Source organism: Paenibacillus sp. FSL E2-0177 (assembly GCF_037992975.1).
In the GTDB taxonomy this organism is placed as follows: domain Bacteria; phylum Bacillota; class Bacilli; order Paenibacillales; family Paenibacillaceae; genus Paenibacillus_AQ; species Paenibacillus_AQ odorifer.
In genome coordinates this window covers 4,201,357-4,222,701 of the sequence record NZ_CP150307.1, presented here as the reverse complement: position 1 = coordinate 4,222,701, position 21,345 = coordinate 4,201,357, and the positions used below count along the sequence as shown (strand labels likewise).

Sequence of the window (21,345 nt, the reverse complement as noted above, 5' to 3'; positions counted from 1 at the left end):
TTGATGTCCGGTGAAGTGGGGAATTTAATTAACTTCTATCTCCGGAGGGAGGCTTACAATAAAAGGGATAAATAACGCCCAAGACAAAAAAAACGAATGTATGTTCGAAAAAAAGCTTGGCAAGACCTTAAAAACACGTTATTATATTACTATAAACAGTGAAGGAAGTGGTCTGATTGTCAGATCGTCGTGCAGCGCTTGATATGGCGCTTCGTCAAATAGAAAAACAATTTGGTAAAGGTTCGGTAATGAAACTGGGAGAATCCACGCATATGCAAGTGGAAGTTGTACCTAGCGGATCTTTGGCACTTGATATTGCGTTAGGTATAGGCGGACTTCCAAAGGGACGTATTATTGAAGTATATGGACCGGAATCTTCAGGTAAAACAACAGTTGCTCTTCATGCTATTGCAGAAGTGCAAAGACAAGGCGGACAAGCTGCATTTATCGATGCCGAGCATGCGCTTGATCCGAAATATGCACGTAACTTGGGCGTAAATATCGATGAGTTGCTGCTTTCTCAGCCAGACACGGGTGAACAAGCGCTGGAAATCGCCGAAGCACTCGTTCGTAGTGGAGCCGTTGATATTATTGTCGTTGACTCCGTTGCTGCTTTGGTACCTAAGGCTGAAATTGAAGGCGATATGGGTGATTCCCACGTCGGATTGCAGGCTCGCTTGATGTCTCAAGCACTTCGTAAGCTTTCTGGTGCCATTAGCAAATCCAATACGATCGCTATCTTTATCAACCAGCTTCGTGAGAAGATCGGTGTTATGTTCGGTAACCCTGAGACAACTCCGGGTGGTCGTGCATTGAAATTCTACTCTTCTGTACGTTTAGATGTACGTCGCGTAGAGAGCATCAAGATGGGGAACGATGTGGTTGGTAACCGTACTAAGATCAAGATTGTGAAGAATAAAGTAGCCCCTCCTTTTAAACAGGCTGATGTTGATATTATGTACGGTGAAGGGATTTCCAAAGAGGGAAGTCTTGTAGATATCGGTACTGAAATGGATATCGTGAATAAGAGTGGTGCATGGTATTCCTACGAAGGCGAGCGTCTCGGTCAAGGCCGTGAGAATGCTAAACAGTTTTTGAAGGAACATCAGGATATTGCCCTTATTATTGAGAATAAGATCCGTGAAGCAAGTAATTTATCCACTATTGTTGCTGCGCCGAAGAATGAAGATATTATTGCAGAGCAAGAAGAAGAAGAGAAATTGCTTCTCGAAATCGAATAGTATATTAAGCAATAGGACGCCCTGTGATTGATTGTTGCAGGGTGTCTTTTCTTAACAAGTAACGAAAGTAAGACGATAACCGATCTATTGCTACGAGGTGACAAACAACTATGGTAATACAACTGGATTTTGAAGCAGAAGAACAAGATGAGCAGGTGTTATCTGATTTTCCTGAAGGAGAACTCTTAGAGATCACTAAAGTAGAACGTCAAAAGAAATCTGACCACCGTTATATCATACATTTCGGAGCATATAACATGACTGTGCACGAGGACGTCATGATTAAATATCGAATGATTACTGGTAATTCTTTTATGAAGGCTGATTTGGTGGAAATTGTTGTAGCTGATGAGCGTCAACGAGCTTATGTAGAAGGCCTCCGTTATCTAGAACGTAAACCACGCACCGCTATGGAAATGACTCGCCGTTTACGCCAGAAGGAAATAGGAGAGACTATTATTGCGGAAGTGGTGCAGCGGCTGCAGGAGGAAAGACTTCTTGATGACCCTTTATATGCTAAGCAATGGGCAGAGCAACGAATAGCGAACCAGCGGAAAGGGAAGATGTGGATTCGACAAGAGCTACGTGAGAAAGGGATAGACAAAACCCTTATATCGGAAGCTTTGGAGAATATTACTCCTGAACAAGAGCTGGAGAGCGCACTCGAAACTGGGCGCAAGAAATGGAATCTCATCCGTGGAGAAGCTTCAGATAAGCGAAGAAAGACTGGAGCCTTCCTTATGCGCCGTGGATTTTCGGGCGATATGGTTCGCCAAGTGATCAATACTTTACTTGCGGAAGACAATTATGAAGGTGAAGATGAGGAGTTTTACTAGAATCACTGATTCTCTTGACATTAATGCGTATATCGACTCTCTTGACAATGTCTTTTTATAAATAATAAAATATAACATGAATCGGCATAAAATTAGAATCCTTTTTCCTTCCCAAAAAGGAGACTGTTTTAAACGGTTCACGTACAACTCATATGAAATGTAATCGCCGGATAAGGCGGGCAGTGTGCATGTGCAGCATGTGCAGTATGGCAATCGGTTGTTTACCGGTTTTTTGTATGGTGATGAACGGATAGTTAAACAACTGCACAATTCCCAGGGATATACCTTGGAGAGGAACCAACGAGGAGGTGAACAGATGCTGGAATCATGGATCTGGGTCATTATCGTTCTCGTTGTAGCTGCAATATTCTTTGGGTTCGGTTATTTTATTCGTAAATCCCTTGCAGAAGCTAAAATCCAAAGCGCAGAAAGAGAAGCCGTTGTCATCGTTGAGAATGCGAAGAAGGACGCTGAGGCGCTGAAGAAAGAAACAGTATTGGAAGCTAAGGACGAAGTCCATAGAATCCGTACTGAAGCTGAGAAAGAAACTCGTGAACGTCGGAATGAAATCCAACGGCAAGAGAGACGTTTGCTGCAAAAGGAAGAATCTCTGGATAAAAAAATGGAATCGCTTGAAAGAAAAGAAGAACAAGTAGCTAACAAAGAGAAACGAATTGATGAAACCCAACAGCAAATTGATGTTATTTACAAAAACCAAGTCACTGAATTGGAACGTATCTCCAATTTAAGCATCGAAGATGCAAGAAGTATCATTCTTAGCAATGTTGAGCAAGAAGTTCGCCATGAAACGGCACAAATGATCAAAGAAATTGAACAGCAGGCGAAAGAAGAAGCGGATAAGAAATCCCGTGAAATCATCACACTCGCTATCCAACGCTGTGCAGCTGATCACGTAGCGGAAACAACGGTTTCAGTTGTTACGTTGCCGAATGAAGAGATGAAAGGTCGGATTATCGGTCGTGAAGGCCGTAATATTCGTGCTTTGGAAACTCTTACAGGTATCGACCTCATTATTGATGATACGCCGGAAGCAGTTATTTTGTCAGGATTTGATCCAATCCGCCGTGAAGTGGCCCGTACGGCACTTGAGAAATTGGTGGCTGATGGACGTATTCACCCCGCTCGTATTGAAGAGATGGTGGAGAAATCCCGCAAAGAAGTGGACGAACGGATTCGGGAATATGGTGAACAAGCTACTTTCGAAGTGGGCGTTCACGGTTTGCATCCAGATTTGATCAAGATTCTGGGGCGTCTGAAATTCCGTACAAGCTATGGTCAAAATGTATTGAAGCACTCCATGGAGGTTGCTTATTTAACAGGACTGATGGCCGGTGAGCTTGGGGAAGACATCGTGCTTGCAAAACGTGCAGGATTACTCCATGATATCGGCAAAGCGCTGGATCATGAAGTGGAAGGTTCGCATGTTGAGATCGGCGTTGAACTAGCGAAGAAATATAAAGAACATCCGGTTGTTATCAACAGTATCGCATCTCATCATGGAGACTGCGAAGCTACCTCGGTTATTGCTATGTTGGTTGGTGCCGCTGACGCATTGTCGGCTGCTAGACCTGGTGCTCGCCGTGAAACACTGGAAACGTATATTAAACGTCTAGAGAAACTGGAAGAAATCTCAGAGTCATTCGAAGGCGTAGAGAAATCATTTGCTATTCAAGCGGGCCGTGAGGTGCGCGTGATGGTACAGCCAGAGAAGATTGACGATGCAGAGGCATTCCGTCTTGCTCGCGATATTACGAAGATGATTGAAAGTGAACTGGATTATCCAGGACATATCAAGGTTACCGTTATTCGTGAGACACGGGCTGTTGAATACGCTAAATAGGCAATAAGTAGATAACATACTCTTGGGAAATAACGATATTTATGATCGTTTCCTGGTATATGTTTCTGCTAGGAATATAAGGTTAAAGGATAAGATATAACTTATACTTTCTTATATTTGATGAAAATTGGCCCCTAAGCGGGGCCTTTTTTCTTTTAAATATGAAGACTTATCCGTTAGATGCAGAGGTTAAGATTAGGAGGAGAGAAACATTAAAGTACTATTCATTGGAGATATCGTAGGTAGTGTAGGTAGGAAGGCACTTCGGGAGATGTTGCCCTCATTAAAAAGCAAATATCAACCACATATAATCATAGTTAACGGTGAGAATTCTGCTGCCGGTAGAGGTATTACTAAAGCGATCGCAAATGAATTTTTTAACTGGGGCGTTCACGGAATCACCATGGGTAATCACACATGGGACAACAAGGATATCTTCGAGTTTATCGACGATGAGGCCCGGATTATCCGTCCTGCTAATTTTCCTCCAGGAACACCGGGAAGAGGATATACAGTTGTTAAAGGTAACGGCAAAGAGCTAGCTATAGTTAACCTGCAAGGCCGTACATTTTTGCCTGCGATTGATTGTCCTTTCCGTGTGGGTGAAGAAATTGTGGAAGAGCTACGTAGAGATCATAAATGCATTCTCGTTGATTTCCATGCAGAGGTTACCTCTGAGAAAATCGCCATGGGCTATTTCATGGATGGTCGCGCATCAATTGTAGTAGGGACCCATACTCACGTTCAGACGAATGATGATGTGATTTTGCCGGGTGGAACGGCTTACTTGACCGATGCGGGCATGGTTGGTTCAAGCGAAGGGATTCTGGGTATGGAAAGAGATGCAGTACTTTATAAGTTCACTACACAGCTTCCAGCACGATTTGTTGTTGATGAAGGCAAGTGGCAGCTTCATGGTTTATTTGCAGAGTTAGACGAGAGTACTGGCGCGGCTACCCGTCTGGAGAAAATACGGCTACGTGAAGATGAATGGGTAATGAGCTAGTAGTAGGATAAGATAAGTGATTTTCCGGGTAATTTCGCCGAATAAGGGTAAAGTGTGATATTTATTATATCGAAAAAGAGTATCTATTGTACCATTTTCTCCAGAGTAGTCCGCAAAAAGAAGGAATTATTTCTTCTCTCGCGAATAACATCTAAAGTAGTGGAAGAACACCATTATTTTCCCAGGGGAGGTACTTACTATGGATGTATTAAAAGTATCAGCTAAATCCAATCCAAATTCCGTCGCCGGCGCTTTAGCAGGTGTTCTTCGTGAACGTGGATCGGCCGAATTACAAGCTATTGGAGCTGGAGCACTGAATCAAGCAGTCAAAGCAGTTGCCATTGCCCGGGGATTTGTTGCACCAAGCGGAGTAGATTTGATCTGCATTCCGGCATTTACAGACATTGTGATTGACGGAGAGGATCGAACCGCGATTAAATTGATTGTAGAACCCAGATAATAGAAGCATAGAACGGATGAACCTGTTTACTTATGTAAACAGGTTTTTTGCTTTTGGTATATAGTCTGGCGTTTTTAAGCATAGAATCTGGAATAGGGCTGCATGAAAGCGAGGGCTTGGGATGAGAACCGATAAGCTACAGGTTGCGGATTTTCATTGTGATGTGCTGAGTAAAATGCAAGCATCACCAGATATGGATTTTAAGAATGATCCTCGGCTGGATGTTACCGGAGAGCGGCTGGTAGCGGGCGGTGTGGAATTGCAGATTTTTGCAATATACCTTTCGGCAAGTAGAGGAAGACCTAGCTTTGAGAATGCTTTAGGACAAATTGATTTGTTCCGGCAAAAAATAATAGGCGCAGAGAGCCTTCAGTGGCTGCGTTGGAAGGAGGAGGTAGGAAAACGAACAGCTGGAGCATCCCCATGGGGAATGCTCTCTCTGGAGGGTGTAGACGGTCTAGAAGGGAACTTGTTTTATGCACAGCTCTGCTTTGAGCTTGGCGTGCGGTTTTTGGGAATCACTTGGAATTATGCCAATTGGGCAGCGGACGGTGTTCTGGAGCAGCGCAACGGCGGATTTACGGAAAAAGGGCGAATGCTGATCGAATGGTGCAACGACAGTGGAATGCTGCTTGATGTGTCGCATTTGTCTCAGGCAGGTTTTTGGGAGCTAGCCGACTTAAGCACACGTCCGTTTATAGCTTCCCATTCGAACGCCGCAGCAATCTGTGGGCATGTTAGAAATTTAAATGATGAACAGATTAAAGCTTTGATTGCAATGGACGGAAGAATGGGCCTGACCTTTTATCCGTGGTTTGTATGTGATGATGGAAAAGCTCGTATGGATGATTTATTAAAGCATATTGATCATGTATGTAGTCTAGGTGGCGAGAAACATATGATGTTTGGTTCGGATTTTGACGGCATTGACACTTGGGTAGAGAACATGGAGCATCCGGGAAAATACCCTGAGCTCGCGGAGCACCTGCTTCGTTACTATCCAGAAGCTTCCGTAAAAGGTTGGTTATATGAGAATGCGGTCTCCTACCTGCGCACAAACTTACCTTCTCAGGTGTCTAAATCATGACAATCCTGCTCTAAAAGTATGAATTGTCGAAAAAAAGGCCCTCGTTATGATGTGGGGCTTTTTATTTTTGGTTAAGAAGATGTATAATGGTTAATGGCTTGTACAGATACTAGAGAAAATACAAGGAGTGACTTTACTATGAGTAAGACTGTACCCGTAGGTGTGTCGGCTAGACATATTCACCTTACGCAAGAGCATGTGGAGGCTTTGTTTGGCCCAGGATATCAACTAACGGAGTTCAAACCCCTTTCTCAACCAGGACAGTTTGCAGCAAATGAGCAAGTAGCAGTTATCGGCAGCAAAGGTAAATTTGACAAAGTAAGAATTTTGGGACCTGCTCGTCCGGCTTCCCAATTAGAAATTTCCCGTACTGACTCCTTCGCACTTGGCGTGAAAGCTCCAGTTCGCGAATCTGGAAATATTGATGGAACACCTGGCATTACGCTTAAAGGACCTGCTGGCGAAGTAGAATTGGAACAAGGCGTTATCATCGCCGCTCGTCACATTCATTTCCATACTTCTGAAGCTGAAGCTTGGGGCATTGCTGATAAGCAATTGCTTAAAGTTCGCCTCGGAGGCGACCGTGGTCTCGTATTGGAGAACGTAATTGCACGCGTATCAGACAGCTTTAAACTGGATATGCATATTGACACTGACGAAGCTAACGCTGCAGGTGCCAACAACGGCGATACTGCTGAAATCGTAGAATAGTCATCATAGTTATAGCAAAGATAAGAAGCGGGGGAGAAATCCTCCGCTTTTTTTGCGTGTCTGATCTGCGTGCTGTAAGGATTGTGTGTCTGATCGGCGTGCTGTAAGAATTGCGTGGCTGATCGGCGTGCTGTAAGGATTGTGTGTCTGATCGGCGTGCTGTAAGGATTGTGTGTCTGATCTGTGTGCTATAAGGAATGTGTGTCTGATCGGCGTGCTGTAAGGATTGCGTGGTTTACCCGACGGCTTGTACTTATCGGACTGTATTGCAGCTATTTCAGCATTTTGATCTATTTTGCCAAGGTTTCGGACTGCATAGCTCTTATTGCCTTATATTTGTACTGAATTGGGCTTCGAAGGTGTGAATAACTGCATCTGAGTCCGATAGCATGTCCAAAATCCACGAATTTTCGAAATAAGGGCGTCTGAGTCCGATGGCTCAGCAGTCTCAGCAGTCTCAGCAGGTTCAGCAGTCTCAGCAGTCTCAGCAGTCTCAACACGATCAACAAAAGATACGCCGCAGGATAAATTGAGGAGGAGTATTTTACGGTTAGTAAAAATATTTTTGTAAGAGCAGAACGGATAGTATCCTGAAATGGATTATTAATGAAAATTGGTGTGATGATAAAGAAAATCTATTATTATGTAACTTATTGTGTTATGATTATGGTTTATGACGTGACAAAAGGATTTATTGTTAAGAATATATGTATTAGAAATTAAGGAGACCCAATGACATTTAATGAACTGAATATTGTGCCTGCAATTTTGAAGGCTTTAAGCAAAGAAAACTATACATCACCTACACCAATACAGGAGCAGTCGATTCCAGCTGTATTAGCGGGTAGAGATTTACTTGGATGCGCGCAAACGGGAACAGGAAAAACAGCTGCATTTTCCGTGCCTATTATTCAATTGCTAAGCGAACAATCGAGCCCAAACAAATCCAATAATGTGCGACGCATTCGCTCGTTGATTTTAACACCGACAAGAGAACTAGCGATTCAAATTGCTGATAACATAAAAGCGTATAGCCAATATACAGATATCCGCTCTGCTGCCATTGTTGGCGGTGTGTCACAGAAAGTGCAAGAGCGTGCACTGAATCAAGGTGCCGATATTCTTATTGCTACCCCCGGTAGACTTATCGACCTGATCAATCAGAAACGTGTAGATCTGCAATATGTACAAATTTTAGTTCTGGATGAAGCTGACCGGATGCTGGATATGGGCTTTATTCATGATGTGAAACGAATCATCGCCAAAATGCCTACGAAGAAGCAGACTCTGTTTTTCTCGGCAACGATGCCAACTGAAATTTCTAAATTGATCAAAACATTGCTTGTGAATCCAGTCAAGGTGGAAATCACACCTGTGTCATCTACTGCGGATAGAATCAATCAATCGATCTATTTATTAGAGAACGGAAATAAGCAAAACCAATTGAACCTGCTGTTACAGGATAAATCCATCGTCTCAGCTTTGGTGTTTACTCGTACCAAACGTGGTGCAGACCGTGTTACCCGCGATCTGGCTAAAGTGAACATTGCTGCTCAAGCCATACACGGCAATAAATCACAAAATGATCGCCAAAACGCTTTGCGGAATTTTAAAAGCGGTGCGACTCGTGTTCTCGTAGCTACGGATATAGCTGCCCGGGGAATTGATATTGATGAGCTGTCTCACGTAATCAACTTCAATTTACCGAACATTCCGGAAACCTATGTGCACCGGATCGGTCGTACAGGCAGAGCGGGATTGAGCGGAACGGCAATTTCTTTTTGCGAAGCTGAAGAGCTTCCTTTCCTTAAAGATATTGAAAAATTGATTGGAAAATCGATTCCGGAAGTTAAGGACCATCCTTATCCGATGTCTCGTAAAACGCAAATGAAGACAGATCGTTCGGCGAAACCGTCAGGTTCGAAAGCAGCAGCTTCGAGACCATCGTCTTCCAGACCGTCGAATTCCAAACCAGCAACTGCTAAACCTGCGGCAACAAAACCGGCAGCAACAAAATCAGCGGCATCTAAACCAGCTAAAGCAAAACCTAAGTCTAACCCTCCATTGAAGCCAAAGTCCGAGTGGTTCACAAAAGGAAGACAAAAAACGAGCAGCAGATAAGTTAGTTTGAATGCGTATCGTTTCTATAGCAAAATAAAAAAACCGTCAGAGTAAATCTGATGGTTTTTTATGTTTTATTTCCTGATAATTTACAACAAAAAACAGCCGCTAAACAGTTCCTCACTGTACAACGGCTGTTGTTATTTCATTTATGCGGTTGCTTCAATTGTATTCTCCTGAACATAGGGGCTCAGTTCTTGCTGAAGTCCTGCGCTGATGGAAGTCATAGGGAGGCGAAGCGTATCCGAGGACAGTAGGCCGTTTTGGCTAAGCATCCATTTAATTGGAGCGGGATTCGATTCCTTGAATAATAGGCGGATGATCGGCAGTAGTTGTTCAAAGATTTCTTTAGCGAAGTCCACTTGACCAGATGTAAAGGCTTCAAAGATACGAAGGCATTCTGCCGGGAAAACGTTGGCAGTAGCAAGCATACCCCCAGCTGCTCCGCAGCTAAGCATTTCATAAAAGAGGGAATCATCGCCGCCAAGCACAGGTTTAGCACCTGTACGGACTAACTCTGTAACCATTTTTGTACTGCCTGAGCAGTCTTTTAAACCGACAACATTATTCATTTCTAGGATGGTACGTGCAGTATCTACCGTCATGGCCGTACCTGTACGACTTGGAATATCATAAGCCATGATTGGTATGCCTACTTCTGCTGCTTTGCGGAAATGGGCAATGATACCCTCTTGTGAGGGACGACTATAATAAGGTACGACTACTAGTGCACAATCAGCACCAAGGTTTGCAGCAATTTCCGTGCGTGCAACCGTAGAGGCTGTATCATTGGTACCTGTACCAACTACTAAGGGGATTGATGTGGATTGTAGAAGCTCACGGGAAGTGTTTACTAGAAGCTGCATTTCATTTACGGTTACAGTGGGCGATTCTCCGGTGGTTCCATTAACGACCAGACCTTGTATGCTGTTGTTAATAATGTTCTTTACATAACGCTGATACGAATCCAAATCAACTTCACCAGCAGCATTGAACGGGGTGACCACGGGGACATAAACTCCATAAATCTGTTGTTCTGTAAGCATAAATTATCGGCCTCCAAAATATTTTAATTCCTCTACATACACTTTACCATGGAAAGTAGCATCGTCGTTAGCTATAATAAATGATATGGATCATCAAAAATATTGATGTTAGGGTGAGGTAATGGATTTAACCTATTTACGAACCTTCCGCGAGGTGGCTAAACGTCAGAGCTTTACGCGAGCTGCTGAAGAATTGGGATATGCACAATCAAGTGTGACGATGCAGATACAGAAGATAGAGAAGGAATATGGAGTACCTTTAATAGAGAGGCATGGCCGTCAGCTGCGGCTTACCCCGCCAGGAGAAGAGTTATTGAAGCTGTTCGTGGAGATTTTGGATTTATATGATCGTTCAAAAGAAACCATCGCCCAGCAAATCGGAGGTACGTTAACTATTGGGACGATAGATTCTTTAGCGGCCTTTTATTTACCTCCTTACCTGCAGCAGCTAAGGACTAAATTTCCGAAGCTGGATATTCATCTGCAAACGATGCAGGAAGCTAATCTTCTTGCCAAAATAAAAGATGGCGAAGTAGATCTAGGCTTAATGTTGGATCGCACCACTGCGGATTCCATCCTTGAGCGTACGATCGTCAGAGATGAGCCGCTTGTTTTGATAGCTCCCATTCATCATCCGCTTGCCCAGATGGATACGGTAACCCTACAGGATCTGAATAACTGTGAGCTAATAGTCTCGGAGGAAAGCTGTATTTACCGGAGTTTGTTCGAGAATTTGTTAAAAGAGCACGGGATCATATTCCGCATAGGTTTTGAGCTTTCGAATCTGGAGGCCATTAAACGTTGTGTAATGAATGGTCTTGGCATTGCTTTGTTACCCAAAATCGTGGCAGAGGAAGAAATTGAACGGGGAAGCTTGGCTGAGCTGTCCTTTGTTCATCCCGAAATTCATTTTGATCTGCAGCTTCTCATGCACCCTAAGAAGTGGAAATCACAACCACTGCAATTTTTAATCCAAATGCTGTTTGCAAATCATTAGTTTATTCCCATCAGGGTCTTTTACTACAAACCATTTTTGATCTTGAATTTCGGTTACTATATCTACACCGAGCTCCTTTATATAGTTGAAAGAGGCTTGCAGATCATCGGTTATAAGCATAAGAGCAGGTGTTGTAATTGGAGGAGCCCCTTCAGGCTCTAAACCTCCCCACATGGGCATGGTGTCCAGAATGATCCCAGTGCTTCCTTGCATAGTTAACGGACATAAATGACCGTTTATAATCGAATGATCTGCTTCTTGGAGTCCTAGGACTTGGCAATACCAGTTACGGGCTTTTTCAATATCGTGTACGGGGATAAATACACTGCCAATCAAATTCTTAATGGGACTTGTTGCTGAAGAATTTACAATGGACTGTACTTGTTCATGCATTTGAATCCCTCCAGAGAAGATGCTAGACCTTTATTTGTAATTTATGTATCTAATCTATTTAAAACATAGAATCATCCTATGTGCAAGTTGAATGTTATTTATCGATCAAATCCTAAATTTGTATGCAAAATTCAGCTTTATTTAATGAAAGTCGCTGTAAATATTGACATTGAAAATGAGTTTATGTTATATAAAAAGAAGAATTAGCACTCATCTAAGAAGAGTGCTAATCACGATGTGCTGGATAAGAAGGTTATTTTGAAAGGAGATTTATTTATTCATGGCCAAAAAAGAGTTTAAAGCCGAATCGAAAAGATTGCTGGAAATGATGATTAACTCCATTTATACACAACGGGAAATATTCCTGCGTGAGCTGATTTCCAATGCAAGTGATGCGATTGATAAGATCTATTACAAAGCATTAGCTGATGAAGGCCTGGTCTTCAATAAAGAGGATTATTATATTAAAGTGACCGCCGATAAGGCGAACAGAACCTTGACGATTTCCGATACAGGTATCGGGATGACACAAGAGGAGCTGGAGAATAACTTAGGTACAATCGCGAAGAGTGGATCTCTTGCTTTTAAGAAAGAGAACGAAGCTAAAGATGGCCACAACATCATCGGGCAGTTCGGGGTGGGCTTCTACGCTGCGTTTATGGTGGCTGATGACGTTATAGTGATCAGTAAGGCATTAGGCAGTGACGAGGCCTTTAAATGGGAGTCTAAGGGCGCTGACGGCTATACCATCGAGACTGTCGAGAAGGATTCTGTCGGCACTGATGTGATTTTGAAGATTAAAGAGAATACGGAAGAAGATCAATATGATGAATATTTGGAAGAATATCGCCTGAAATCTATCATTAAAAAATACTCCGACTTCATCCGTTTCCCAATTAAAATGGACGTGAAGGAGCAAAAGCCAAAAGAAGGCACGGAGAACGAGTTCGAAGAAGTTATTCAAGAACAAACCGTAAACAGCATGGTGCCTATCTGGCGCAAGAACAAAAGCGAGCTGACTACAGAAGATTATGATAACTTCTATGCAGAGAAACGTTACGGCTTCGATAAGCCGCTTAAACATATTCATATCAGTGCCGATGGTGCTGTAGTGTACAATGCAATCCTGTTCATTCCAGAAAATACGCCGTTTGACTATTACACAAAGGAATATGAAAAAGGTCTTGAGCTCTATTCCAATGGTGTGCTGATCATGAACAAGTGTGCGGATCTGCTGCCTGATTACTTCAGCTTTGTAAAAGGTATGGTGGACTCAGAGGATCTGTCCTTGAACATTTCCAGAGAGATGCTCCAGCATGACCGTCAGCTGACTCTGATCGCTAAGAACATTAAGAACAAGGTGAAAAGCCAACTGCAAAGCCTGCTGAAGGATGAAAGAGAGAAATATGAGCAGTTCTATAATGCTTTTGGTAGACAGCTTAAGTTTGGTGTCTATAACGATTATGGGATGCACAAAGACACCCTTCAAGATTTGTTGATGTTCTATTCCTCTAAGGAGAAGAAGCTGGTTACGCTGGACGAATACGTCTCAAGAATGCCAGAAGATCAGAAGTATATCTACTATGCTTCCGGAGAGTCGATCGACAGAATCGAGAAGCTCCCGCAAACCGAGCTTGTATCGGATAAAGGGTATGAAATTCTCTACTTCACTGATGATATTGATGAATTTGCGATCAAGATGATTCAGTCTTATAAGGAAAAAGAATTTAAATCCGTATCCAGCGGAGATCTGGGGATCGAAGCCGACGAAGCGGACAAGCCAACGGAAGCGGAAGAGAACGAAAACAAGGAGCTTTTTGAAGCGATGAAGGACATCCTGTCCGGCAAAGTGAAAAATGTTAAAGCTTCCAAACGTTTAAAGACTCATCCGGTATGTCTCTCTGCCGAAGGTGAACTGACAATCGAGATGGAGAAAATCCTGAAATCGATGCCGAATGGCCAAGAGGTGCAAGCGGATAAGGTACTCGAAATCAACATCCATCACGAAGTGTTCCAGTCCTTGAAGGCGGCAGCAGAGAACGACAAAGAAAAGCTCGGTTTATACACGAACCTGCTGTACAACCAAGCCCTGTTGATCGAAGGTCTACAGGTTAGTGATCCTGTTCAATTCACCAATGATATTTGCAAAATCATGAAATAATATGAAGTACAGAGACCATCCAATTGTATTATGATTTGATTGGGTGGTCTTTTTTATTTCAGTATTTCATTTTGTTGTGCGAAAAAGGTAGTAATCAATTTCAGAGTCATTATTTGTACAACCGCTGATCGAATAGATAATTTCACCTTGTGTGCTTTTTTTACTCGTCACTTCGGAGCAGGTATCGGTTCTGACTCCTGTGTTGCTTCCACCGAATGCATCATTAGAAGCATCATAGCTGTAATTAATCACGTTACCGTCAAATTTTAAATCCTTAAATATGGGATCGCCTTCATCTGTGTAACTTGTAACGCGTATATTGTCTGCTTTTTTGCTGGAGAGATTAGTTATAAATTTCTCGAATTTATCGAGGTTGTACACTTTTTCAAAAGAAACAATATCCCCTCTACTGATGGCTTCTTTGGAAGTATAGGGTTCACTTTTGGGAACAGAATTAACTTTATGATCGGAACAACCCCATACTCCTGCTAGTAAAAGAACAGAGAGTGTAAGCAAATTTACTTTTTTCACTGAGGGACCTCCTTGTAACGTATTTATATAAAAGACGGAGATTAACTGGAAAAGTTACAGAGAGCTTGATGTTTCACATTGACAATAAACAACAAATTGAGTATTATTTTCTCTTACTTGAATATGTAAAAGCAAAGAAGAGAAAGAGTACCACGGCAATTCTTTCAACAGAGAGCTCCGGTCGCTGAAAAGGAGTAAAGAAAACCCTTGGGAATATGGTCTCAGAGCTGCGCATCGAAACCTTATGGGTTGTAGGCTGCGCCGGAACCTGCATCCGTTACAGTGCTAGGGTATAAACGTTAATTAACGTCGTACCTGAAGAGGTAAATGTTATGAGGCATTTATAAAATTAGGTGGTAACACGTGAGTAGAACTCTCGTCCTTTGTGGATGGGAGTTTTTTTGTTGTCTAAAAAAAGGAGGAGAAGGTTAATGAGTAATGTGTTTATAGGTGGCGCTTGGCCGTATGCGAATGGATCTTTACATCTGGGGAGATTATCAAGTGTGTTGCCTGGGGATGTGCTGGCACGATATTTTCGCTCCAAAGGGGATAACGTATTATATGTATCAGGCAGTGATTGCCATGGCACACCCGTAGCAGTTCAGGCTGCGAATGAAGGGATTACGCCGGGAGCTTTTGCAAGCAGATATCATGAAGAGTTTCTGAAGTGTTTTGAACAGCTGGGATTTAGTTATGATCTATATACTCGAACGGATCAACAGCAGCATCATAAGGTTGTGCAAGCGTTGTTTACAAAGCTGCTAGAGAATGGTCATTTATATAAAAAAACCATTGCTCAATGCTACTGCGAGGTGGATCAGCGCTTTTTGCCAGACAGATATGTGGAAGGGACTTGTCCGGTATGTGGTGAGCGGGCGCGAGGGGATCAATGTGATTATTGTTCTACGATTCTAGATCCTGCCGATTTGTTAGACAGAGTCTGCAAATTATGTGGGAATACACCAACAGAAAGGCCGACAGAACATTATTATCTTAGCTTATCTAATTTTCAGTCTGAATTAACGGAATATGTAGAGGAAGCACAATTTTGGAGAGAAAACGCTATAAAACTGACCAAACGTTATTTACAAGAAGAGCTGCAGGACCGCGCGGTAACAAGAGACTTGTCTTGGGGTGTAGATGTTCCTGTGGCTGGATTTGAAGATAAAAAAATTTATGTTTGGATTGAGGCGGTAAGTGGTTATTTATCAGCCAGTAAGCAGTGGGCTGCACAGTCCGGAGGAAGCTGGGAGGATTTTTGGTTAGAGGAAAAAGGGGCGATTACCGCTTATTATGTGCATGGTAAAGACAATATTCCTTTTCACACCTTAATATGGCCGGCTGTGTTATTAGGAGCAGGAGGTCTGCATTTACCGGACAGGATTATATCTAGCGAATATTTAACCCTTGAAGGGCAGAAATTCTCCACTAGCCGAAATTGGGCGGTCTGGGTACCTGATATTTTAGAGCGGTATCAGCCAGATTCTATTCGTTATTTCTTAATTGCCAATGGACCTGAGAAGCGGGACACGGATTTTTCCTGGAGAGAGTTTATTTATAGCCATAATGGAGAGCTGCTTGGAGCATTTGGTAACTTTGTGAACCGTTCTTTGGCTTTTGTAGATAAGTTTTATGAAGGGAAAGTGCCAAATGGGCAATTAGATAAGGGGTGGAAGGACAATATCGACCTCTTGTATCTGGAATCAGGACGACTTATTGAGGCTGGGAATCTAAAAGATGCGCTGGAGTTTATTTTTTCTTATGTGCGCAAGGCAAACCAGTATTTCGATCTGCAAAAACCATGGATACAGATAAAAGAGGATCAGGTTTCTTGTGATTCTGCAATATACACATGTGTGCAGATTATTGCGAACTTAGCGAATTTGTTGCATCCGTTTCTACCGTTCTCTTGTGACAAGATCAGGGGGTTCCTGTCGTTAGAACTACCGAATTGGCAGCCTTGCTCGGTGCCCCCTTACCAACAGGTTACTGATTTACAATTATTGTTTGAACGAATTGATATTAGCCGTATTAAAGAAGAAGAGGATAGGCTAGATCAACAGCAAGTGAATAAATAGAGCTGGTATTTATCCATTCTTGAAGCTTTCAATAAACTTGGAAGCCAATGATGATAAGTATTTATCCTTAATCCAGACGGCGGCGACCCGCGTGCGTAGTGATTCACTACTGATTTCTTTATAGACCAAATTACGGTTACTCGTTAATTCGAAAGCGGATTTGGGGATGATTCCAATGCCAAGACCAGCGTTTGCCCAGAGCAATGTTGTTCTAGCATCATCATTCATACAGAAAATCAGCGGATCAAAGCCGTTCTCAAGACATGTTTCCCGGATAAGCTGCTCAAAACGGCGGTAGATAATAAGCGGCTTATCCTTTAGCTCACCGATCTCAATAAAGGTTTCATCCGTTTTCCAGTCATACTCAGGTGTCATTACGGCAATCATAGGTTCAGCTTGTGTGTAAAGACATTCTAAATTTGTGCCATTAAAGGGTGTCCTAACAATCCCGACTTCGACAATACCTTTATTCAAGAGGTCAATGATTCTAAAGGTATTTCCTTCATGAATCTCAAACTTCACACCTTTATACGTTTTGTGGAACTCACATAGCCGATCTTGAAGCAACGTAGCTCCAGAGGAGGAAACTGTACCAATGGATAGGGTTCCTTTTAAACCTTTGACAAAATCAGTGAGCTCACGGGCAGTGGAATCTGCCAGCTCCAGGATTTGTTGGGCACGGTCCCGCAATATGGCTCCAGCTTCAGTGAGCTGCACGCTGCGTGGACCTCGTTCCACTAGCTTTACACCGAGTTCTTCCTCTAGGAGCTTTAGCTGCTGGCTCAGCGGAGGCTGGGCCATTTGCAGTTTTTTGGCTGCAGATGTAATCTGTCCTTCCTCAGCTATCGCCATAAAATATTTAAGTTGTCTAATATCCATATAAAAATCCTCCGAACTTGAGATATGCTAATCGTATGGGAGCGATACGAATCCAATATTATTAATATGTGAGTAGATATGCCATAATCATAACTGTTCTTATACATATTTCAAGTGGTTAAATACTTCTTATGTTGGGTGTGGATGAATTTGTTCAAAATTGCAGTATATTTAAAGCCGTACAAAAAAGAAGCGATCATTGGACCGATCTTCAAACTGATGGAAGCGATTCTGGAGCTGATTTTGCCTACCATTGTCGCATTGATCATCAACAACGGGGTTGGTAATCATGACAGCGCCTATGTTTACCGCATGGGTGGCCTAATGGTGCTGATGTCACTGCTTGGCTTCGGCTGCTCCATGGTATGCCAATACTATGCAGCCCGGGCTTCACAGGGATTCGGTACGACACTACGCAATAAGATGTTTAGACATATCACATCTTTGTCGTATGCTGAGCTGGATACCTTAGGTACGCCTACACTGATTAATCGGATTACCAATGACGTAAACCAGCTGCAAATTGCTGTGGCTATGCTAATTCGTCTAGTTATTCGTGCACCGTTTATCTGTATCGGGGCTATCCTAATGTCCATGATTTTGGATTTTAGATTATCGCTGATTCTAATTGCGGCAACACCGGTTTTTGGCATTATTTTATATTTTATTATCACCCGCAGTGCTCCTTTGTACCGAAAATACCAGCAGAAGCTGGATGCCCTTGCGCTCGTACTGAGTGAGAATTTGTCGGGGATTCGAGTAATTCGTGCTTTTGCCAAAAGACGTACAGAAAAAGAACGTTTTGATGCTTCGTCCGATGATTTGACTACTACAGCGATCCGGGTTTCGCGGATATCTGCTTTGCTTGGGCCGATGACTACACTTGTAGTAAATGCGGCAATCATTGCTATTTTGTGGGTAGGCGGAATTCATATCGATGGGGGCCGATTGTCTCAAGGGGAGATCATTGCCTTCATCAATTACATCACTCAAATCTTGCTGGCGCTGATAGTGGTCTCCAACTTGGTTATTATTTTTACAAAAGCCTCATCCTCAGCTAATCGTGTGAATGAAGTGCTGGGTGTTAAGGTCTCCGTGTCTGAGGAAGGAAATGCTGTGATTGCTGAACCTGCCCCTGCTGCCCCTGCTGCCCCTGCTATACAATTCGATCACGTATCCTTTGGGTATAATACGACAGGTGAATCGGCATTAGAGGATATATCTCTAGTAATTAATCGCGGAGAGACCGTGGGCCTGATTGGCAGTACGGGTTCAGGTAAGTCTACTTTTGTGAATTTGATCCCTCGTTTTTATGATGCGGTGCAAGGTGAAGTGAAAGTGGATGGTGTGAATGTCCGAGATTATAAGCTGCATCAGCTTCGTGAGAAGATCGGGATTGTACCGCAGAAAGCTGTGCTGTTTACAGGAACGATCGCTGAGAATATACGTTGGGGCAAGGAAGATGCAACTGAGGAAGAAATCATGCAGGCAGCCTCTATTGCTCAAGCGGAGGAGTTTATACGTAAATTACCCGAAGGGTTGAATACGCAAGTATCTCGTGGGGGATTAAATTTATCCGGTGGACAAAAGCAGCGCTTAACCATAGCTCGTGCAGTAGTAGGAAAGCCATCGATTCTTATTTTGGATGACTCCTCCAGTGCGCTGGATTTCTCCACAGATGCGGCACTTCGAAAGGCTCTCAAAGAGAGCAGCCAGGAAATGACCGTACTCCTTGTCTCGCAGAGGGTAAGCACTGTAAGACAAGCGGATAAAATAATGGTATTTGAGGAAGGGCGGATCGCCGGTGTCGGAACCCATGAGGAACTGATGCGTGGTTGTGAAGAGTATAAAGAAATCTGCCTGTCCCAGCTATCAAGTGAGGAGTCGGGCCAATGAACAAAAACAACATTTGGAAAAGACTAATTGTATACACAGGGCATTATAAAAAAATAGCTATAGGTGCAGTAATCTGCGCAATACTCAGTGTGATTGCCAGTCTAATTGGCCCGCTGCTCATCGGCAGCGCCATCGATTTTATGATCGGGCCGGGAGAGGTTGATTTTGACGCCGTACTTAGACTGCTTTTGATTCTGGCAGGGGTGTATATTGTCGGCAGCTTTTTCGGATGGCTTCTTACCTACCTGACTAATCGAATTGCCTACCGGACTGTATATGACTTACGGCGGGAGCTTTTTGATAAATTAAATGTTTTGCCGCTAAAATTTCATGATAACCACCCGCAAGGGGACAGCATCAGCCGGTTTGTTAATGACATGGATGCGGTCTCTGATGGACTGCTGCAAGGCTTCTCAACACTGCTCACGGGGATCATCACTATCGTGGGGGCAATTGTACTTATGTTGTACATTAGTCCTTTAATGACCCTAGTTGTTCTTCTGTCAGCACCCGTTACATTTTTTGTGGCAAGATTCATTACGATGCGCTCCCAGAAGATGTTTAAGGAGCAGGCTAAAATTCTGGGCGGTCTCAACGGATACGTGGAGGAAATGATTGGCGGACAAAAAGTGGTCACAGCTTATCATTATGAAGACCGTGCACTGACCCAGTTTGAAGAACGAAACGAGACTTTGTACCAGACTGGTGTGAAATCACAATTTTACGGTTCCTTGTCCAATCCGACAACACGGTTAGTAAATAATATTACCTTCTCTGTTATCGCGATGATCGGTAGTGTTATGGTGATTCGCGGGCTTGTGACGGTAGGGGATTTGTCCAGCTTTTTGATCTTCTCCAACTTGTTCGCTAAGCCGTTTAATGAAATTACAGGTGTGATTACGCAGCTTCAATCGGCAACGGCATCAGCGCAGCGGATCTTCGCCATTCTAGACCTCTCGCCTGAACCAGCGGATGCAACAGACGCCAAAATTATGAATACAAGCCAAGGGACGATTACCTTTGAAAAAGTATCCTTTGCTTATAATAATGAACGTCCTCTGATTAATGATTTCAGTCTGGAAGTGAAACCAGGTACCCGGGTTGCAATTGTAGGGCAGACGGGAGCGGGGAAGACCACACTGGTTAATCTGCTTATGCGTTTTTATGATGTGGATAAGGGTTCCATCAAGATTGACGGTGTGGATATCAAGACGATTACCCGTGACAGTCTGCGGCGTAATTTCGGGATGGTGTTGCAGGACACCTGGCTTTTTGGCGGCACAATTAGAGAAAACATTGCCTACGGCAAACCTGAGGCTACCGAAGAAGAGGTCATCGCTGCTGCTAAGGCTGCAAATGCTCATAGCTTCATTAAACGCCTGCCTGAGGGATATGATACAAAGATCAGTGGCTCAGGAGATAATTTGTCGCAAGGACAAAAGCAACTGCTTACCATAGCACGAGTGATGCTCGTAGATCCGCCTATGCTCATTTTGGATGAAGCCACCAGCAGTATTGATACGCTGACTGAGGTACGGATTCAGAAGGCCTTTCTAAAAATGATCGCAGGTCGGACCAGCTTTGTAATTGCTCACCGTTTGTCAACGATTCGAGAATCGGATCTCATTCTTTTCATGAAGGACGGAGACATTGTCGAAAGTGGCACGCATGACCAACTCCTAGCCAGCGGTGGATATTACGCCAGATTATATAACAGTCAGTTCGCATCAGCGTAGACTTTACATTTAGAAAAAGAGCATTCAATCCCTAATTTGGGGGTGAATGCTTTTTTTTGGTTGGCTCGGCTTACCCTTACGGACTGTATTGCAGCTAAATTGTGTTTTTGGTGCCTTTTCCCAAAGTAACGGACTGCATAGCACTTATTCGCCTGATTTTGCAGCAAAAAGGAGCGGATATGGCACAATAGCTGCATCAGAGTCCGAAATGGGTGGAAAAGAGCGTGATTTTACGAAATAAGAACGCCTCGGTCCGATACGTAGCAATGGCTGCCACCACCAAAGGTAGATTGCTTCTGATTCGG

At 43.2% G+C, this 21,345-nt stretch carries 17 protein-coding genes and 1 other annotated feature; of the genes, 13 read left to right on the top strand and 4 right to left on the bottom strand.

Annotated features, from left to right (window positions below):
* Nucleotides 1-176: 176 nt before the first annotated feature.
* From recA to MHI25_RS18740, 8 genes are all read left to right on the top strand, one after another.
* Nucleotides 177-1,241 carry a recombinase RecA gene (recA, locus tag MHI25_RS18775; protein ID WP_076127879.1) on the top strand — a complete coding sequence of 355 codons (1,065 nt, stop codon included), beginning with the start codon at nucleotides 177-179 and terminating at the stop codon, nucleotides 1,239-1,241.
* A gap of 110 nt (nucleotides 1,242-1,351) precedes the next feature.
* A complete protein-coding gene (locus MHI25_RS18770; RefSeq protein WP_076127881.1) occupies nucleotides 1,352-2,077 on the top strand; it encodes a RecX family transcriptional regulator in 726 nt (241 codons plus the stop codon).
* A gap of 319 nt (nucleotides 2,078-2,396) precedes the next feature.
* The gene (gene rny / locus MHI25_RS18765) at nucleotides 2,397-3,938 is read left to right on the top strand and encodes a ribonuclease Y (protein WP_036689085.1); all 1,542 of its coding nucleotides are present in this window, start codon (nucleotides 2,397-2,399) and stop codon (nucleotides 3,936-3,938) included.
* 211 nt (nucleotides 3,939-4,149) lie between these two features.
* Nucleotides 4,150-4,944, top strand: coding sequence for a TIGR00282 family metallophosphoesterase (locus MHI25_RS18760; protein ID WP_076276224.1), 795 nt, complete (start codon nucleotides 4,150-4,152; stop codon nucleotides 4,942-4,944).
* Nucleotides 4,945-5,143: 199 nt separating this feature from the next.
* The gene (locus MHI25_RS18755; RefSeq protein WP_019910496.1) at nucleotides 5,144-5,404 is read left to right on the top strand and encodes a stage V sporulation protein S; all 261 of its coding nucleotides are present in this window, start codon (nucleotides 5,144-5,146) and stop codon (nucleotides 5,402-5,404) included.
* 121 nt (nucleotides 5,405-5,525) lie between these two features.
* A complete protein-coding gene (locus tag MHI25_RS18750; protein ID WP_339281130.1) occupies nucleotides 5,526-6,491 on the top strand; it encodes a dipeptidase in 966 nt (321 codons plus the stop codon).
* Between the two features lie 138 nt (nucleotides 6,492-6,629).
* Nucleotides 6,630-7,202, top strand: a complete 573-nt coding sequence (locus MHI25_RS18745; protein WP_036688383.1) for a phosphate propanoyltransferase — start codon at nucleotides 6,630-6,632, stop codon at nucleotides 7,200-7,202.
* A gap of 732 nt (nucleotides 7,203-7,934) precedes the next feature.
* Nucleotides 7,935-9,323 carry a DEAD/DEAH box helicase gene (locus MHI25_RS18740; protein WP_081383205.1) on the top strand — a complete coding sequence of 463 codons (1,389 nt, stop codon included), beginning with the start codon at nucleotides 7,935-7,937 and terminating at the stop codon, nucleotides 9,321-9,323.
* Nucleotides 9,324-9,472: 149 nt separating this feature from the next.
* On the opposite strand, the gene dapA is transcribed toward MHI25_RS18740, so the two are convergent.
* Nucleotides 9,473-10,369, bottom strand: a complete 897-nt coding sequence (dapA, locus tag MHI25_RS18735; protein ID WP_340393936.1) for a 4-hydroxy-tetrahydrodipicolinate synthase — start codon at nucleotides 10,367-10,369, stop codon at nucleotides 9,473-9,475.
* A 121-nt stretch (nucleotides 10,370-10,490) separates the two neighbouring features.
* Here dapA and MHI25_RS18730 point away from each other — a divergent pair, with 121 nt between their 5' ends.
* Complete coding sequence (locus tag MHI25_RS18730) at nucleotides 10,491-11,366, top strand: LysR family transcriptional regulator (RefSeq protein ID WP_076127886.1); 876 nt, start codon at nucleotides 10,491-10,493, stop codon at nucleotides 11,364-11,366.
* Here the strand turns inward: MHI25_RS18730 and MHI25_RS18725 are convergent.
* Complete coding sequence (locus MHI25_RS18725; protein WP_076279622.1) at nucleotides 11,337-11,759, bottom strand: VOC family protein; 423 nt, start codon at nucleotides 11,757-11,759, stop codon at nucleotides 11,337-11,339. The genes MHI25_RS18730 and MHI25_RS18725 overlap by 30 nt on opposite strands.
* A 280-nt stretch (nucleotides 11,760-12,039) precedes the next feature.
* On the opposite strand from MHI25_RS18725, the gene htpG reads away from it, so the two are divergent.
* Nucleotides 12,040-13,920, top strand: a complete 1,881-nt coding sequence (gene htpG / locus MHI25_RS18720) for a molecular chaperone HtpG (RefSeq protein ID WP_076127889.1) — start codon at nucleotides 12,040-12,042, stop codon at nucleotides 13,918-13,920.
* Nucleotides 13,921-13,986: 66 nt separating this feature from the next.
* On the opposite strand, the gene MHI25_RS18715 is transcribed toward htpG, so the two are convergent.
* Nucleotides 13,987-14,451, bottom strand: coding sequence for a DUF4362 domain-containing protein (locus tag MHI25_RS18715; RefSeq protein WP_340393933.1), 465 nt, complete (start codon nucleotides 14,449-14,451; stop codon nucleotides 13,987-13,989).
* Nucleotides 14,452-14,576: 125 nt separating this feature from the next.
* Nucleotides 14,577-14,838, top strand: a binding site (T-box leader).
* 44 nt (nucleotides 14,839-14,882) lie between these two features.
* Between MHI25_RS18715 and metG the strand changes: the two genes are divergently transcribed.
* Nucleotides 14,883-16,529, top strand: coding sequence for a methionine--tRNA ligase (metG, locus tag MHI25_RS18710; RefSeq protein ID WP_076190930.1), 1,647 nt, complete (start codon nucleotides 14,883-14,885; stop codon nucleotides 16,527-16,529).
* 9 nt (nucleotides 16,530-16,538) lie between these two features.
* On the opposite strand, the gene MHI25_RS18705 is transcribed toward metG, so the two are convergent.
* Nucleotides 16,539-17,408, bottom strand: coding sequence for a LysR family transcriptional regulator (locus MHI25_RS18705; protein WP_340393928.1), 870 nt, complete (start codon nucleotides 17,406-17,408; stop codon nucleotides 16,539-16,541).
* A gap of 150 nt (nucleotides 17,409-17,558) precedes the next feature.
* On the opposite strand from MHI25_RS18705, the gene MHI25_RS18700 reads away from it, so the two are divergent.
* Both MHI25_RS18700 and MHI25_RS18695 read left to right on the top strand, forming a co-directional pair.
* A complete protein-coding gene (locus MHI25_RS18700; RefSeq protein ID WP_340395694.1) occupies nucleotides 17,559-19,304 on the top strand; it encodes an ABC transporter ATP-binding protein in 1,746 nt (581 codons plus the stop codon).
* Complete coding sequence (locus MHI25_RS18695) at nucleotides 19,301-21,040, top strand: ABC transporter ATP-binding protein (RefSeq protein ID WP_340393926.1); 1,740 nt, start codon at nucleotides 19,301-19,303, stop codon at nucleotides 21,038-21,040. The genes MHI25_RS18700 and MHI25_RS18695 overlap by 4 nt, the downstream gene beginning before the upstream one ends.
* Nucleotides 21,041-21,345 lie beyond the last annotated feature (305 nt).

Excerpts from the sequence above, each read along its gene's own strand:
- MHI25_RS18770 (WP_076127881.1), top strand. The coding sequence starts at position 1,352 with ATGGTAATACAACTGGATTTTGAAGCAGAAGAACAAGATGAGCAGGTG.
- MHI25_RS18755 (WP_019910496.1), top strand. The coding sequence starts at position 5,144 with ATGGATGTATTAAAAGTATCAGCTAAATCCAATCCAAATTCCGTCGCC.
- MHI25_RS18750 (WP_339281130.1), top strand. The coding sequence starts at position 5,526 with ATGAGAACCGATAAGCTACAGGTTGCGGATTTTCATTGTGATGTGCTG.
- MHI25_RS18745 (WP_036688383.1), top strand. The coding sequence starts at position 6,630 with ATGAGTAAGACTGTACCCGTAGGTGTGTCGGCTAGACATATTCACCTT.
- MHI25_RS18740 (WP_081383205.1), top strand. The coding sequence starts at position 7,935 with ATGACATTTAATGAACTGAATATTGTGCCTGCAATTTTGAAGGCTTTA.
- dapA (WP_340393936.1), bottom strand. The coding sequence starts at position 10,369 with ATGCTTACAGAACAACAGATTTATGGAGTTTATGTCCCCGTGGTCACC.
- MHI25_RS18730 (WP_076127886.1), top strand. The coding sequence starts at position 10,491 with ATGGATTTAACCTATTTACGAACCTTCCGCGAGGTGGCTAAACGTCAG.
- MHI25_RS18725 (WP_076279622.1), bottom strand. The coding sequence starts at position 11,759 with ATGCATGAACAAGTACAGTCCATTGTAAATTCTTCAGCAACAAGTCCC.
- htpG (WP_076127889.1), top strand. The coding sequence starts at position 12,040 with ATGGCCAAAAAAGAGTTTAAAGCCGAATCGAAAAGATTGCTGGAAATG.
- metG (WP_076190930.1), top strand. The coding sequence starts at position 14,883 with ATGAGTAATGTGTTTATAGGTGGCGCTTGGCCGTATGCGAATGGATCT.
- MHI25_RS18705 (WP_340393928.1), bottom strand. The coding sequence starts at position 17,408 with ATGGATATTAGACAACTTAAATATTTTATGGCGATAGCTGAGGAAGGA.
- MHI25_RS18695 (WP_340393926.1), top strand. The coding sequence starts at position 19,301 with ATGAACAAAAACAACATTTGGAAAAGACTAATTGTATACACAGGGCAT.